The following is a 12,735-nucleotide window of genomic DNA, read 5'->3' on the forward strand; positions in this document are numbered from 1 at the left end:
CCTAGTCGGGACAGCGCACCGCATACTCGCGCCCATCGGAATCGATGCGGTAGCATTCGCCATTGTCGCGCTTCTTGATGAGCGTGCCGCCGACCCCGCCCGCCGCCGCGCCGATCGCAGCACCCGTCCCGATATCGCCGCCAGTGGCCGCCCCCACCGCAGCCCCCGCCGCAGCGCCCACGGCAGCGCCTTCGACGGCGTAATTGTCAGCGCACGCGCCAAGCGAAAGCGCTGCGGCAGCGCCAAGCAGGATCGGGGGGAAGCGATAGGTCATGGGTCTCTCCGGGGCATTGATCGATGCGCAGGATTACCCGAGCGCCGCCGCCGCTGTTCCGCAGCCTGCCGCGCAGGCAGGTGATCGCAGCGCCATGCGTGCCGTGCTTGCGGCAACCGAAAGTTGAGACTGCGGTGCTATCCCGTCTTCCCGAAGGAACCGCCGATGGACCGATTTGCCCGCACGATCGCATTCGACAGCACGCATTTTGCGCGCCACGCGCGCGACGCGGAGCTTGCCAATGCCGAAGAGATGTTCGGTTTTGCGCTTGCCAGCTATATAGCCGAGGCCCTTTCGGCTCGAGGCATCACCGTCACCGCGACGATCGCCGAGGACTGGGGCTGGTATTGCGAGATCCGCCTGCCCGAAGCGGCGATTGCCTATGGCGTTACGGGCGGGCCGGATGACGACGCGTTCCTGATCCAGTTCATTCCGCATCAGCCGTATGTGCGAAAGCTGTTCCGCAAGATCGACATATCGGAGCCCCTCGCGCGGCTTCAAGACAATGTCTTCGCCATCCTTGAGGCGGCGCCGTCGAGCAGCCCGCCGGTGTGGAGCGAAGGCTAACCGCGAAGATCCTGGGTCACAGCGAGGATCGCCGCGCACAGCCCGTCATCGTCGCCGGCCTGCCGCGCGACCGGATAGAGCGGCGACACATCGTGCCCGATCCCGACCGCACCGAGCGCGATTTTCCCCCGCTGCGTTATCCCGGCGACGGTCCGGGCGAGATCGTCCCACAGGTACTCCGCGCAATTCTCCGTGAGCGTGCTGTCGTCCACTGGCGCGCCATCGCTGACGACCACGAGGCACCGCCGCGTATGCGGTAGCGCCAGGAGCTGCCCGTCGGCCCATGCGACCGCCTCTCCGTCGACATTCTCGAAACAGATTGCGTAGCCGGTCAGCGGCAACAAATCCTTGCGCGTGGTCGGCCTGTCGGGCCCGGAGTAGATCACGTGGAGCAGGTCACACAGCCGCCCCGGGTGGATCGGGCGCCCCGCCTTGCGCCACTGCCGCCGCGCGCGGCCTCCGTGCCATCCAATCGTTGTGAAACCGGCCAGCAGCGTGGTTGCACCCGCCGCCTCCAGGCGCTCCAGCGCCGCAAGCAAACCGCCCGCGACCCGCGGCATGCGACCAGCCATCGACCCTGACTGGTCGAGCAGGATCATCACCGCTACCCCGCCAAAGTCCGCGGCGGGATCCGACAGGCCGGCCGTGGCAGCGGCATAGCCATCGTCGAACTGGCGGCGCCGTCCAGCGGGATCGGGATCGCCCGAATGCCGCGATGCACGGCGGTTCAGCGCCCTGGTCGCCAGCACGCGCTCAAGCTCGCGTCCCTTGCACACGACATCGAATGCGGTCGTGAAAGCATGGTAGGGGGGTCCGACCGGAGGCTGTTCGGGATAGCGCGGCTCTGGCGGACGCGGCGGCAGCGGGCGGGGCACCCTCTCTCCTATCATCCGCAAGATACCGATGCACCCGAGGATCGCCGCCAGCAGGGCGACCCCCGCGCCAAGCAGCGCCGACAGGCTCACGCCATCAGTCAGGCTTTTTCGCCACCGCCACCATCGCCGCGCGCAGCAGGCGGTCCTTGATCATCCATCCGGCCTGCATCTCCGAGACAATCGTCCCCGGCTCGTGATCGGCCGAGGGCACCTCGATCATCGCCTGGTGCTGGTTGGGATCGAGCGGCAGACCGACCGCCGCGATGCGGGTGATACCGTTGTTGGCGAACACCTTTTCAAGCTCGCGCTGGGTCGCCTCGAGGCCGACGACGAGGCCCTTCATGCTATCTTCCTCGCGCAGCGACGGCGGGATGGCGTCGATCGCGCGCGACAGGTTGTCGGCGACGGACAGGATATCACGGGCAAAGCCGGTCGCGGCATAGGCGCGGGCCTCGTCCTTCTCGCGTTCGAGGCGGCGGCGCACGTTCTGCGTTTCGGCCTGGGCGTAGAGCACTTCCTGCCGCGCACCTTCCAGATCGCGCTTGAGCGCTTCAACCACTTCGGCGAGCGGCGACGATGGCTCCTCCCCGCCGCCCTCGTGCAGATGTTCGGGCACACCCTTCAATTCGTCGTCCACCGCCTGATCCAGCGGCTTGTCGTTCTCGGTCATGTCGTTTGGCTTTCCATTCAAGCGATCAGCTTGCCCAGCGATCGGGCGGTGAGGTCCACCATGGGGACAACCCGCGCATAATTCAACCGCGTGGGGCCGATCACGCCGAGCACGCCGACCACGCGCCCCTCGCGGTCGCGATAGGGCGAGGCGATGACGCTCGAGCCTGACAACGCGAACAAGCGGTTTTCGCTGCCGATGAAAATCCGCGTCGCTTCGGCCTCGCGCGCCGAATCGAGGAGCTGGGCGACCGACTGCTTGTTCTCGAGATCCTCGAGCAGCATCCGGACCCGCTCGATATCGCCGAGCGCGGTTTCATCGAGCAGGTTCGCCGCCCCGCGCACGATCAGCACCGGGCGCGCGGCGGCATCCTGGCTCCACACCGCAAGGCCGCGCTCGACCAGATCGCGCGAGGCGTCGTCGAGCTGGGTCTCGCCTGCGGCAATCTCCGTTCGCATCGCCATCGCTGCCTCGGCGAGCGTGCGTCCAGCAAGGCGCGCGGTGATGTAGTTGGACGCGCGGTCGAGCGCCACGGGGCTGAGCGCGCCGCCCATGGTGAGCACGCGGTTTTCGACCCCGCCATCCTCCCCCACCAGCACCGCGAGCGCTCGGCCCTGCCCGAGATCGACGAGACTGAACTGCGCAAGCCTCTGTTCGCGCGGGGCCACCAGCACCATCCCGGCCGCGCCCGAGAGGTCGGAGAGGATCGCGCTCGCCTGCTTCAATGCCGCTTCGAGCGGCCCGGCTTCGGCCAGACGCGCCTCGATCGCGGCCTGTTCCTCGCGCGTCGGCTCGGCCACGCGCATCATCCCGTCGACGAAGATGCGTAGGCCCGCATCGGTCGGCATCCGCCCCGCGCTGGTGTGCGGCGCGGCAAGCAGGCCCGCCAACTCCAGATCGGCCAGCACCGAACGGATCGAGGCGGGCGAGAGGTTCAGCGTGCCATCGGCCGCCAGCGTCTTGGAGCCGACCGGCTGCCCGCTGGCGATATACTCCTCGACCACGCGCTGAAAAATGTCGCGCGCCCGCTGGGTCAGTTCGGTGACGGGGAGCGAGGTCATGATGCCATTTGAACTTGATTCCGACCGTGTCTGTCAATCGTCGCTCATGGTCTGAGACTGTTCTGCCGTGCTGACTATAGCCCAGAAACGATCCTCGGCGGCCCGCAACTCGGGGAATTGCGAAGAGCACGGATAGTAGATCCGGTAGGCCTGGCCGCCGTCCCAATGAAACTCGCCGCTGGGGCCATCGGTCGGCGCACCACTGCAATAGCCCGGCGATTGGGCCGTGGTTCGCAGCACTTCAAGCGCAGCAATCGCGTTGCGGTGCGCATCGGGATCAAGTCGCGTGCGTTTGGCCACGGTTTCCTTGCCCGTATTGAAGTCGAAATCGCGCCTTACCATCAGGCCATCGGCAGTGATGGTAAGATTGCCGACCGTGCGCCCCCACGAGGTCACGCGGTGCTCTATCACCGGGAAGGGGTCGTGCTCTTCGGCACCTTGTGGCGCGGAAGCCTGTCCCCGCGAAGCACTCGCCATGGTTATGGACACGAGGCACGCCGCAACAATCAATGTCCGCATGGCATAACCCCTAAGACCGGACTTCCCACGTTCAGACAGCCCGTATACTGGCGAGCCTGAACAACCAAGGAATGATCATGCGCCCTTCAGGACGCGCGCCCGATGAAATGCGCGCCATCACGATCGAGACCGGCTTCACCAAGCACGCCGAAGGTTCCTGCTTGATTGGCTTCGGTGACACCAAGGTGCTGTGCACCGCGAGTATCGAGAAGGGCGTCCCGCCATGGCTGCGCGGCAAGGGCGAAGGCTGGGTGACGGGGGAATATTCGATGCTCCCGCGCGCGACGCACACCCGGGGGCAGCGCGAGGCGGCCAAGGGCAAGCAATCGGGCCGCACGCAGGAAATCCAGCGTCTGATCGGCCGCTCCTTGCGCGCGGTGGTCGACCTGCAAAAGCTCGGCGAGCGGCAGATCACCTTGGATTGCGACGTGATCCAGGCTGACGGCGGCACGCGGACTGCGTCAATCTCGGGCGCGTGGATCGCGCTGCGGCTCGCGATCAACGGGTTGATGGCCTCGGGCGACATCAAGCATGATCCGATCACCGCGCAGGTCGCGGGAATTTCCTGCGGCATCTTCAAGGGCACGCCGGTGCTCGACCTCGACTATGACGAGGATTCGAATGCCGAGGCCGACGGCAATTTCGTGCTGCTGTCGGGCGGCAAGATCGCCGAGGTGCAGGCGACTGCCGAAGGCGCGACTTATGACGAGGAAGCCCTGCTGCGCCTCCTGCGCCTTGCGCGCATCGGCTGCGACCGGATCTTCGCCGCGCAGTTGGATGCGGTAAAGTGATGTGAGCCTGCCGGAACGAGTGATCTACCGGGTGGTAGAGGACGATTACCTCGCCCTCAACGCGCTGGTGTTCAGGCGGACGTGGATCCGGTGCTTGTGGCTGACCTTGCCGACCGGCGCCATCATCGCCGTACCGATCGCAGTGTCGGAGCAATCGGTCATTCATGGGATCGTCCTGATGCTGGTGGGCATTTCGGGTGCGAGCCTTTACGTCCTCCTCATGCGCCTCTTCCTGAAGCCGAGAGTGCGGCGGATCTACCGCGAGACGTACGCGCTACAAGAACAGGCGACGCTGTTTTTCGAGGAGGGTGGCATCCGGGTCGAGCAGGCATCCGGAATGCAACGCGCACAGTGGGGCCAGCTGGTTCGCTGGGACGAGGACGAGAAGATATTCGCGCTCTTTCCCAACCGGCTTCTGGCCCTGAGTTTTCCCAAGCAGCAGGTGAGCACAGAGGTGGTGGATTTCATGCGTGACCAGATAAGGCTTTCGGGCCTGCCGCGCCCTTGGACATTGCGCAAATGACCCGCCGCCTCGGCTCCGGCAGCCTTGTGATTGCAACGCACAACGCGGGCAAGCTCAAGGAGATTTCCGCGCTGCTCGATCCCTATGGCGTTCGCTGTATCTCGGCCGGATCGCTCGGCCTGCCGGAGCCCGAAGAGACCGGCGTGACCTTTGCGCAGAACGCGCTCATCAAGGCGCGCGCGGCGGCGGAGGCTTCGGGCCTTGCTGCGCTCGCCGACGACAGCGGATTGAGCGTCGCCGCGCTCGATGGTCGCCCCGGCGTCTACACCGCCGACTGGGCCGAGCGCCAGTGGTTCGAGGGCGCTCCGGGGCGTGATTGGTACATGGCGATGGGCAAGGTCGAGGGAATGCTCGCCGAAAAGGGTGCGGATGTCGACCGGCGCGCCGCGTTCCACTGCGTGCTTGCGATCGCCTGGCCCGATGGCGAACATGCGATTTACGAAGGTGCCTGCCAAGGCGCCCTCACATGGCCGCCGCGTGGCGCGCTCGGCTTTGGCTATGATCCGGTATTCGTGCCCACCGGCAGCGCGCTCACCTTCGCCGAGATCGCGCCCGAAGCGAAGCATGCCATCAGCCACCGCGCCGCTGCATTCGCCAAGCTCGTCGCCGAACAGTTCGGAGTGTAAGGTCTCAGCGGCGGGTCAGGCGGGGGGCCGGATCGAGGCGGTAGCCCATGACATTGCCCGCCGACCAATAGCGGCACACCAGCACCTCGTGCTTGGCGTTGAGCGCGGTGGCGCAGCCGACTTCCTCGGTCTCGGGCCAGATGATCTGGGTGTAGTGCCCCACATCCGCCCAGCGTCCGGTCGTGGAAACGTCGGGGAATGTGCCGGGCCGGAAGATGGCGCGTTCGGCGAGGAAGCCGTCGATCATCTGCCAGGGGGCATAGCGTTCGCGCGTCCCCATCCACAGGTTTTCGCCCTGCCTGACTTCAAGCAGATCGGGCGAATGGTGGAAGGCGCGGCGGCGGGCGAGGTCCTCGGCCCAGGCTTGCGCATCGGCGCGCAGCTGGTGGTTCCAGCGCAGCGGCGCAAGGCCGACAGCAGCACGCGCCTTGTTGTGTTCGCCAAGCCATTCCTGCTCGGCCGGAAACAGCGGGCGCTGGTCATCACGGGCGTCTTGCGGCAGGGCGGGCGCGGCTGCCATAAGCAGCGCGGCGCAGGCAACGCGGGCAAGCAGGGACATGAAACGGGAGCTCCGCATGATGTGGGTCTATGCGTCAACGGTTAAGCGAGGCTAAAAATTCCACCCCCGACCTCCCCCGGCCCCCGCGCCCTTTATATCCACTGGCCCTTCTGCGCGAAGAAGTGCCCCTATTGCGACTTCAACTCGCATGTGCGCGGCGGCGTGGATGTGGCGGCATGGCAGGCAGCCCTGATCGCCGACATGCGCGCCGAGGCCGCGGTGGCAGGAGGCGAGAGCCTTGCCTCGATCTTCTTCGGCGGCGGGACGCCCTCGCTGATGCCCCCTCCCCTTGTCGCCGCGCTGATCGCCGAAGCGGAGACGCTGTGGGGCTTTGCGCCGGGAATCGAGATCACGCTGGAGGCCAACCCGTCATCGGTCGAGGCGGCGAACTTCGCCGCGCTGGCCGCGGCCGGGATCAACCGGGCGTCGCTGGGGGTGCAATCGCTCGACGATGCGGAGTTGCGGTTTCTGGGAAGGGTGCACGGGGCTGACGAGGCCTTGCGTGCCCTCGAGACCGCGCAGGCGCATTTCACCAGGGTCAGCTTCGACATGATCTATGCCCTGCCCGGCCACACCCCCGAACTGTGGGAGGCCCGACTTGTCCGCGCGCTCGCGCAGGGAACGGGGCATATGTCGCTCTACCAACTCACCATCGAGCCCGGCACGCGCTTTGCCAGTGACGTGCGGCGCGGGCGGCTGATGCCGCTGGATGATGACGCGGCGGCGGCGCTGTTCGACATCACGCAAGCCTTGACCGGCGCGGCGGGCCTGCCTGCCTACGAGACCAGCAATCACGCCCGCGCGGGCGAGGAGAGCCGCCACAATCTGACCTATTGGCGCTACCAGGATTACGCCGGAATCGGCCCGGGCGCGCACGGACGGCGCGGCGCGGTGGCGACGGTGCGGCACAAGAAGCCCGAGAACTTCCTCGCAGCCGTCGCACGGCAGGGCGATGGCATCGCCGAGGCGCGCGCGCTTTGCGCTGCCGATCAGGCTGCCGAAGCCCTGCTGATGGGCCTGCGCCTTGGCGAAGGCGTCGATCTTGCCGGGCTCTCGGCCCGCTTCGGCTTGCCGCGCGATGGCATGATCGACGAGCGGGCCCTCGAGCGCTTGCTGGGGCTCGGGATGATGTGGGCCGCAGACACCCGGATCGGGGTGTCGCCGGAAGGGCGCGGGGTGCTTGATGCGCTGCTTGCCGAGGTGGTCGCCGACACATTGGTCGCCGCATGAGTGCTGCCGACATGATCGAGAGCTGGCGCGCGCATCTTGCCGATAATCGCCGCCGCTCGCCCCATACCGTGCGCGCCTATGTGGCGGCCGCCGCGCGATTGCTGGCGGCGCGGGGCGCCGGGGACTGGGCGCAGATGGCTGCGACCGAGGCCCACCATTTGCGCGCCCATCTTGCCGCGCGCCGCGCCGAGGGGCTCGGCAATGCCAGCACCGCGCGTGAACTGTCGGCGTGCAAGGCCTTCATCGCCTTTGCCCGGAGCCAGGCTGGCGACCCCGATCCTGCGGCCCCGCGGATGCGCGGGCCGCGCCTCAAGAAGGGCCTTCCCCGCCCCGTCACCCCCGACGAGGCCGAGAACCTTGCGAGCTTCGTCGACGATTTTGCCAAGGAGGACTGGATCGGCGCGCGCGACAGGGCGGTGTTGCTGCTGCTCTACGGATCGGGCCTGCGGATCGCCGAGGCGCTCTCGCTTTCGGGCCGCGATGCATCGCTGGGCGAGGTGTTGCAGGTGACCGGAAAGGGCGGCAAGCCGCGGGTGGTGCCGGTGCTGCCGGTCACCCGTGCGGCGGTGGCGGAATATGTGCGTCTGTGCGAATTCCCGCTGACCCCTTCCGGGCCGCTGTTTCGCGGCGCCAAGGGCGGCCCGCTCTCGCCCGGCATGGTCCAGCGCGCAATGGCGAATGCCCGCCGCGCCCTCGGTCTGCCCGACAGCGCGACGCCGCATGCGCTGCGCCACTCCTTCGCGACGCACCTTCTCAGCGCGGGCGCCGACCTCAGGAGCCTTCAGGAACTGCTCGGCCACGCCTCGCTCGGATCGACCCAGATTTACACCCGCGTCGATGCCGCCGCGCTGCTCGAGAATTACCGCAAGGCGCATCCGCGCGGATAAGCGCGCCCGCCTATTCTCCGCGCTCGTGCGCCTCGACCGGCTTCCAGGTCACCACGCGGTAGATGTAGAACAGCACCCCCGCGAGCACGAACAGCACCACGCCGTAGCCGGCGAACTTCTCGAAACGCTCGATCAGCGGTGCGGCGGTCTTGCCGCCGAAGATCAGCACCGCATTCCAGATGCCCGATCCGAGCGCGGTGAACAGGCAGAAGCGCCACAGCTTCATCCCTGCAAGCCCGGCGGGCAGCGAGACGATGGTGCGCAGGATCGGCGAGAAGCGCAGCAGAAAGACGATCCAGTCGCCATACTTGCAGAAGATGTCGCGCGCCTTGGTGAATTCGTCCCATTCGAAGGTCAGCCACCGGCCCCAGCGGTCGATGATCGTCTTCAATTGCTCCTCGCTCCAGCGCACCCCGATCCAGTACCAGAACAGGTTGCCCGCCACTGTGCCCAGTGTGGCGACGATCCACACCGCCCAGAAGGCCATCTCGCCCTTGGCGACCAGCACGCCAGCCCCGCCCATGATCACTTCCGAAGGGATCGGCGGGAAGACGTTTTCGGCCGCCATCAGCAGGAAAATGCCGAAATAACCGCCCTGATTGAGCAGTTCGAGGAGGAAGTCGGTCATGTGGTCCCAGTCGTGCGTTTTGGGGAGCGTCAAGTGTCCGCGCGGCGCCCGGCAAGGCGCCGTTCGATCGCATCCCAGATCATGCCCGCCGTATCAGTGTTGTTGAAGCGGTCAATCGCCACGATGCCCGTGGGAGAGGTCACGTTGATCTCGGTGAGCCACTTTCCCCCGATCACGTCGATGCCGACGAATGTAAGGCCGAGGCGCTTGAGATCGGGGCCGAGCGCGGCGCAGATCTCCGCCTCGCGTTCGGTCAGCTGCGTGGCCTGCGCGCTGCCGCCCATCGCCAGATTGCTGCGGAACTCGCCCTCCCCCGGCACGCGGTTGATCGCGCCCGCAACCTCGCCGCCGATCAGCACGATCCGCTTGTCACCGTGTGCAACCTCCGGGAGGAAGGGCTGGATCATGTGCGGCTCGGGCCAGGTCTGGTTGAACACCTCGAACAGCGCGGTGAGGTTTTCGCCGTTCTCGCCGATGCGAAAGATCGCCTTGCCACCGTTGCCGTGGATTGGCTTGACCACGATCGCGCCGTGCTTGGCCATGAAGCGCCGCACCTCCTCGACCGAGCGCGTCACCAGCGTCGGCGGCATGAAGCGGCGATAGTTCAGCACCATCACCTTTTCGGGGCTGTTGCGCACATTCGCCGGGTCATTGACCACCAGCGTTTCCCGCCCGATCCTCTCGAGCAGGTGGGTGGCCGTGATGTAGCCCATGTGGAACGGCGGATCCTGGCGCATCAGCACTACATCGACATCGCGGCCAAGATCGAGCCGTACCTGTTCTGCCCGCGTGAAATGGTCGCCCTTTGTGCGTCGGACCGTCACCGGCCAGGCATGCGCGAAGAGGCGGTCATCCTCGTCCAGCGTCAGGCTTTCGACGTGATATTCGTACACGGTGTAGCCCCGTGCCTGCGCCGCCAGCATCAGCGCAAAGGAACTGTCACCGGCAATGTTGATGCTGTCGATGGGGTCCATCTGGACGGCGATACGCAGGCTCATTTGGGGCACTCCGGGAGGATCAGCCGAAAGGCATCCAGGCATTTTCGATGTGGGTGGGCTTCTGGCCCGGTGCAAGCAGGATGACATCGATGCGGATGTCTTCGTCCTGGGTCGCATAATCCTGCCACACCATCTCGACCGCGTTGGCAACGCGCGTAAGGCGGCGTTCGTCGATGGCATCGGCAAGCGCAGCCGTGCGGGCGCGCCACTTGACTTCGACGAAGGCGACAAGGCCGGGTTTGCGGACGATGAGGTCGATCTCACCCGCCTTGGTCTTGAGCCGCTCGGCGAGGATCCGCCAGCCCCGCTGGGCCAGCCACATCGCGGCTTCCGCCTCGCCCTGCCGTCCGCGGCTGTCGGCTTCGTGGCGCTGTTCGCGGGTGCGGGGAACGGGGGGGCGCGGCTCGCTCATGCGCCCTTCAATTCCAGCGCGCGGGCATAGAGCGCGGCGCGGTCGATACCGGTCGCCCTGGCCACCACGCCCGCTGCCTTGCCCGGCCCCGCCTCGGCGAGCGCCGCGCGCAGCAGCGTGTCGGTATCGAACACCGGCGCCTCGCTGTGCGAGGGCGGCCCGACCAGCAGCACGATCTCCCCCTTGGGCGGGTGCGCGGCGTAGTGCGCGGCGAGCGCTGCGGCCGTGCCGTTGCGGCATTCCTCGTGAAGCTTGGTAAGCTCGCGCGCGACGGCGACCGCGCGGTCCGGCCAGACTTGCGCAATCGCAAGCAGCGACTTTTCGAGGCGCGGCGCGGTCTCGTAGAACACCAGCGTCGCAGCGACACCCGCCAGCCCCTTGAGCGCCTCGGCCCGTGCCTTGTCCTTCACCGGCAGGAAGCCCGCAAACAGGAAGCGGTCGCTGGGCAGTCCTGCCATGGCCAGCGCCGCGACTGCCGCACAGGCGCCCGGAATGCTTGTCACCATCACGCCCGCCGCGCGCGCCTCGCGCACCAGACGGTAGCCCGGGTCCGACACCAGCGGCGTGCCCGCATCCGACACCAGCACAACCGCCGCCTGCCTCGCTTCGTCGATCACCCGCGCGCGGATCTCGGGCGGGGCGTGGTCGTCCAACCGCTGAAGCCTTGCCTTGATCCCGTAATGTTTCAGGAGTTTACCTGTGACCCGCGTATCCTCGCAAGCGATCAGGCTCGCGCCTTGCAGGACCGCGAGCGCGCGCAAGGTGATGTCGCCGAGATTGCCAATCGGGGTCGCAAGGATATACAGCCCGGGTGCGGGTTCCCACGCGGGAAGGGATGGCAGCTCCGGGTTCATGTCGCGTGAGTCCATGGAGCACGACTGAGGGGTCGGCAAGAATGAAGCTTTGGACACGTCCGAATTGGGCGCCGAATTGGGCCGGATCGCTCGCCGGCGCGCCACGGGGCCTGCACGTCCGCAATCTTGCATTGGCCGGCGCGGCATTGCTGGCAAGCGCCTGTGCGGTGGTGCCCAAGACCGACGTCGCGACCGCCCCGCCCCCGGTGCCGGCGCCCGAACCTTCCGCGACCGCGCTCCCCACCGATACCGGCCGCCACCGCATCGCGCTGCTGGTGCCGCTGTCGGGCGACACCGCGCCGGTGGGGCAAGCGATTGCCAATGCGACGACCATGGCGCTGCTCGATACCGGCGCGGACAATCTGCGCATCACGACCTATGATACCTCCGAAGGCATCACCAGCGCCGCGAGGAAGGCCATTGCCGACGGAAACAAGCTGATCCTCGGCCCGCTGACCGCCGATGCCGTGCCGCAGGTCCAGGCCGCCGCCCGGCCCGCAGGCGTTCCGGTGATCGCCTTCGCCAATGACGCGAGCGTCGCGGCAGCCGATGTCTTCGTAATCGGCCACCTGCCCGAACAATCGATCCGCCGTTCGGTGCAGTTCGCGCGCAGCCGGGGGGCGGCAAAGTTCGCGGTGCTTGCGCCCGAGGGCGATTATGGCACCCGCGCGGTGTTCTCGCTCGAGAATGCGCTGCGCGACTACGGCGGTGCGCTGGTGCGCAAGGAGGGCTATGCGCGGGGCAACACCTCGATCGTCAGCGCGGCGGCGCGGCTGCGGGCCGCGGGCGGCTATGACACGGTGCTGGTTGCAGATTCGGCGCGGCTCGGGATCGATGCCGCGGGCGAATTGAACAAGTCCGCGCGCAGCCGCACCCGCATCCTCGGCACCGAACTGTGGAGCGGCGAGGCCGCCCTCGCCCGCACGCCGGGCCTCGAAGGTGCGTTGTTCTCCGCCGTATCCGACCAGCGCTTCCGCCGCTTCGCCGAAAGCTATGCGAGCCGCTTCGGCGGCCAGCCTTTCCGCGTGGCGACCTTGGGCTACGATGCGGTGCTGCTGACCCTTCGCGTTGCGCGCGAATGGAAGGTCGGCACGCCGTTCCCGCGCGAGCAGCTTTACGACAAGGGCGGCTTCCTCGGGGTCGACGGCGCGTTCCGCTTCGGCCGGGGCGGCGTGGTCGAACGCGCGCTGGAGGTGCGCGAGGTCAGAGGCGGCGATGTCGTCGCGGTCGATCCGGCGCCGAGCGGCTTCGGCAAGTGAGT

17 protein-coding genes are annotated in these 12,735 nt (G+C 67.3%); 7 read left to right on the forward strand and 10 right to left on the reverse strand.

The genetic code is table 11. The features are described from left to right. Position 1: 1 nt before the first annotated feature. Entirely contained in the window at positions 2 to 274 is a 273-nt protein-coding gene (locus D620_RS0101005) for a YMGG-like glycine zipper-containing protein (RefSeq protein ID WP_017663917.1), read from the reverse strand. A 165-nt stretch (positions 275 to 439) separates the two neighbouring features. Between D620_RS0101005 and D620_RS0101010 the strand changes: the two genes are divergently transcribed. After that, positions 440 to 841, forward strand: coding sequence for a hypothetical protein (locus tag D620_RS0101010; RefSeq protein ID WP_017663918.1), 402 nt, complete (start codon positions 440 to 442; stop codon positions 839 to 841). On the opposite strand, the gene D620_RS15600 is transcribed toward D620_RS0101010, so the two are convergent. From D620_RS15600 to D620_RS14370, 4 genes are read right to left on the reverse strand one after another with little or no spacing between them, the layout of a single operon-like run. Continuing rightward, positions 838 to 1,806, reverse strand: a complete 969-nt coding sequence (locus D620_RS15600) for a cobaltochelatase CobT-related protein (RefSeq protein ID WP_051020495.1) — start codon at positions 1,804 to 1,806, stop codon at positions 838 to 840. The two genes, D620_RS0101010 and D620_RS15600, sit on opposite strands and share 4 nt — an antisense overlap. A gap of 4 nt (positions 1,807 to 1,810) precedes the next feature. Continuing rightward, positions 1,811 to 2,386 (reverse strand): nucleotide exchange factor GrpE, encoded by a 576-nt coding sequence (locus D620_RS0101025; RefSeq protein ID WP_017663919.1) that lies wholly within the window; start codon positions 2,384 to 2,386, stop codon positions 1,811 to 1,813. A gap of 17 nt (positions 2,387 to 2,403) precedes the next feature. Next, positions 2,404 to 3,447, reverse strand: a complete 1,044-nt coding sequence (gene hrcA / locus D620_RS0101030) for a heat-inducible transcriptional repressor HrcA (RefSeq protein ID WP_017663920.1) — start codon at positions 3,445 to 3,447, stop codon at positions 2,404 to 2,406. 33 nt (positions 3,448 to 3,480) lie between these two features. Then, positions 3,481 to 3,966, reverse strand: coding sequence for a hypothetical protein (locus D620_RS14370; RefSeq protein ID WP_017663921.1), 486 nt, complete (start codon positions 3,964 to 3,966; stop codon positions 3,481 to 3,483). Positions 3,967 to 4,043: 77 nt separating this feature from the next. Between D620_RS14370 and rph the strand changes: the two genes are divergently transcribed. Genes rph through rdgB form a run of 3 tightly spaced genes read left to right on the forward strand, consistent with a single transcriptional unit; the run spans position 4,044 to position 5,906 of the window. Further along, the gene (gene rph, locus D620_RS0101040) at positions 4,044 to 4,757 is read left to right on the forward strand and encodes a ribonuclease PH (protein WP_026091857.1); all 714 of its coding nucleotides are present in this window, start codon (positions 4,044 to 4,046) and stop codon (positions 4,755 to 4,757) included. Position 4,758: 1 nt separating this feature from the next. Next, complete coding sequence (locus D620_RS0101045) at positions 4,759 to 5,280, forward strand: YcxB family protein (protein ID WP_033375816.1); 522 nt, start codon at positions 4,759 to 4,761, stop codon at positions 5,278 to 5,280. Beyond that, positions 5,277 to 5,906 carry an RdgB/HAM1 family non-canonical purine NTP pyrophosphatase gene (gene rdgB / locus D620_RS0101050; RefSeq protein WP_017663924.1) on the forward strand — a complete coding sequence of 210 codons (630 nt, stop codon included), beginning with the start codon at positions 5,277 to 5,279 and terminating at the stop codon, positions 5,904 to 5,906. The genes D620_RS0101045 and rdgB overlap by 4 nt, the downstream gene beginning before the upstream one ends. Before the next feature lie 4 nt (positions 5,907 to 5,910). Here the strand turns inward: rdgB and D620_RS0101055 are convergent, their stop codons facing one another. Next, complete coding sequence (locus tag D620_RS0101055; protein ID WP_017663925.1) at positions 5,911 to 6,465, reverse strand: CAP domain-containing protein; 555 nt, start codon at positions 6,463 to 6,465, stop codon at positions 5,911 to 5,913. 96 nt (positions 6,466 to 6,561) lie between these two features. Here D620_RS0101055 and hemW point away from each other — a divergent pair, with 96 nt between their 5' ends. Further along, positions 6,562 to 7,695, forward strand: a complete 1,134-nt coding sequence (gene hemW, locus D620_RS0101060) for a radical SAM family heme chaperone HemW (RefSeq protein ID WP_420705275.1) — start codon at positions 6,562 to 6,564, stop codon at positions 7,693 to 7,695. Continuing rightward, positions 7,692 to 8,582 (forward strand): tyrosine recombinase XerC, encoded by an 891-nt coding sequence (locus D620_RS0101065; protein WP_017663927.1) that lies wholly within the window; start codon positions 7,692 to 7,694, stop codon positions 8,580 to 8,582. Before hemW ends, D620_RS0101065 begins: the two co-directional genes overlap by 4 nt. A gap of 10 nt (positions 8,583 to 8,592) precedes the next feature. On the opposite strand, the gene D620_RS0101070 is transcribed toward D620_RS0101065, so the two are convergent. The 4 genes from D620_RS0101070 to rsmI are packed head-to-tail and all read right to left on the reverse strand — an operon-like array spanning position 8,593 to position 11,489. Beyond that, a complete protein-coding gene (locus tag D620_RS0101070) occupies positions 8,593 to 9,210 on the reverse strand; it encodes a DedA family protein (protein WP_017663928.1) in 618 nt (205 codons plus the stop codon). Positions 9,211 to 9,239: 29 nt separating this feature from the next. Beyond that, positions 9,240 to 10,208 (reverse strand): glutathione synthase, encoded by a 969-nt coding sequence (gene gshB / locus D620_RS0101075; protein ID WP_017663929.1) that lies wholly within the window; start codon positions 10,206 to 10,208, stop codon positions 9,240 to 9,242. Positions 10,209 to 10,227: 19 nt separating this feature from the next. Continuing rightward, positions 10,228 to 10,620: a YraN family protein gene (locus D620_RS0101080; protein WP_017663930.1), complete on the reverse strand. Its 393-nt coding sequence runs from the start codon at positions 10,618 to 10,620 to the stop codon at positions 10,228 to 10,230. After that, a complete protein-coding gene (gene rsmI / locus D620_RS0101085; protein WP_233991922.1) occupies positions 10,617 to 11,489 on the reverse strand; it encodes a 16S rRNA (cytidine(1402)-2'-O)-methyltransferase in 873 nt (290 codons plus the stop codon). Before rsmI ends, D620_RS0101080 begins: the two co-directional genes overlap by 4 nt. 155 nt (positions 11,490 to 11,644) lie before the next feature. Here rsmI and D620_RS0101090 point away from each other — a divergent pair, with 155 nt between their 5' ends. Next, a complete protein-coding gene (locus D620_RS0101090; protein ID WP_233991923.1) occupies positions 11,645 to 12,733 on the forward strand; it encodes a penicillin-binding protein activator in 1,089 nt (362 codons plus the stop codon). Positions 12,734 to 12,735: the final 2 nt, after the last annotated feature.

It is taken from the genome of Porphyrobacter sp. AAP82 (assembly GCF_000331285.1).
Lineage (GTDB): Bacteria > Pseudomonadota > Alphaproteobacteria > Sphingomonadales > Sphingomonadaceae > Erythrobacter.

Coding starts and splice junctions, on each gene's coding strand:
- D620_RS0101005 (WP_017663917.1), bottom strand. CDS start 274: ATGACCTATCGCTTCCCCCCGATCCTGCTTGGCGCTGCCGCAGCGCTT.
- D620_RS0101010 (WP_017663918.1), top strand. CDS start 440: ATGGACCGATTTGCCCGCACGATCGCATTCGACAGCACGCATTTTGCG.
- D620_RS0101025 (WP_017663919.1), bottom strand. CDS start 2,386: ATGACCGAGAACGACAAGCCGCTGGATCAGGCGGTGGACGACGAATTG.
- hrcA (WP_017663920.1), bottom strand. CDS start 3,447: ATGACCTCGCTCCCCGTCACCGAACTGACCCAGCGGGCGCGCGACATT.
- D620_RS14370 (WP_017663921.1), bottom strand. CDS start 3,966: ATGCGGACATTGATTGTTGCGGCGTGCCTCGTGTCCATAACCATGGCG.
- rph (WP_026091857.1), top strand. CDS start 4,044: ATGCGCCCTTCAGGACGCGCGCCCGATGAAATGCGCGCCATCACGATC.
- rdgB (WP_017663924.1), top strand. CDS start 5,277: ATGACCCGCCGCCTCGGCTCCGGCAGCCTTGTGATTGCAACGCACAAC.
- D620_RS0101055 (WP_017663925.1), bottom strand. CDS start 6,465: ATGTCCCTGCTTGCCCGCGTTGCCTGCGCCGCGCTGCTTATGGCAGCC.
- D620_RS0101065 (WP_017663927.1), top strand. CDS start 7,692: ATGAGTGCTGCCGACATGATCGAGAGCTGGCGCGCGCATCTTGCCGAT.
- D620_RS0101070 (WP_017663928.1), bottom strand. CDS start 9,210: ATGACCGACTTCCTCCTCGAACTGCTCAATCAGGGCGGTTATTTCGGC.
- gshB (WP_017663929.1), bottom strand. CDS start 10,208: ATGAGCCTGCGTATCGCCGTCCAGATGGACCCCATCGACAGCATCAAC.
- D620_RS0101080 (WP_017663930.1), bottom strand. CDS start 10,620: ATGAGCGAGCCGCGCCCCCCCGTTCCCCGCACCCGCGAACAGCGCCAC.
- rsmI (WP_233991922.1), bottom strand. CDS start 11,489: ATGGACTCACGCGACATGAACCCGGAGCTGCCATCCCTTCCCGCGTGG.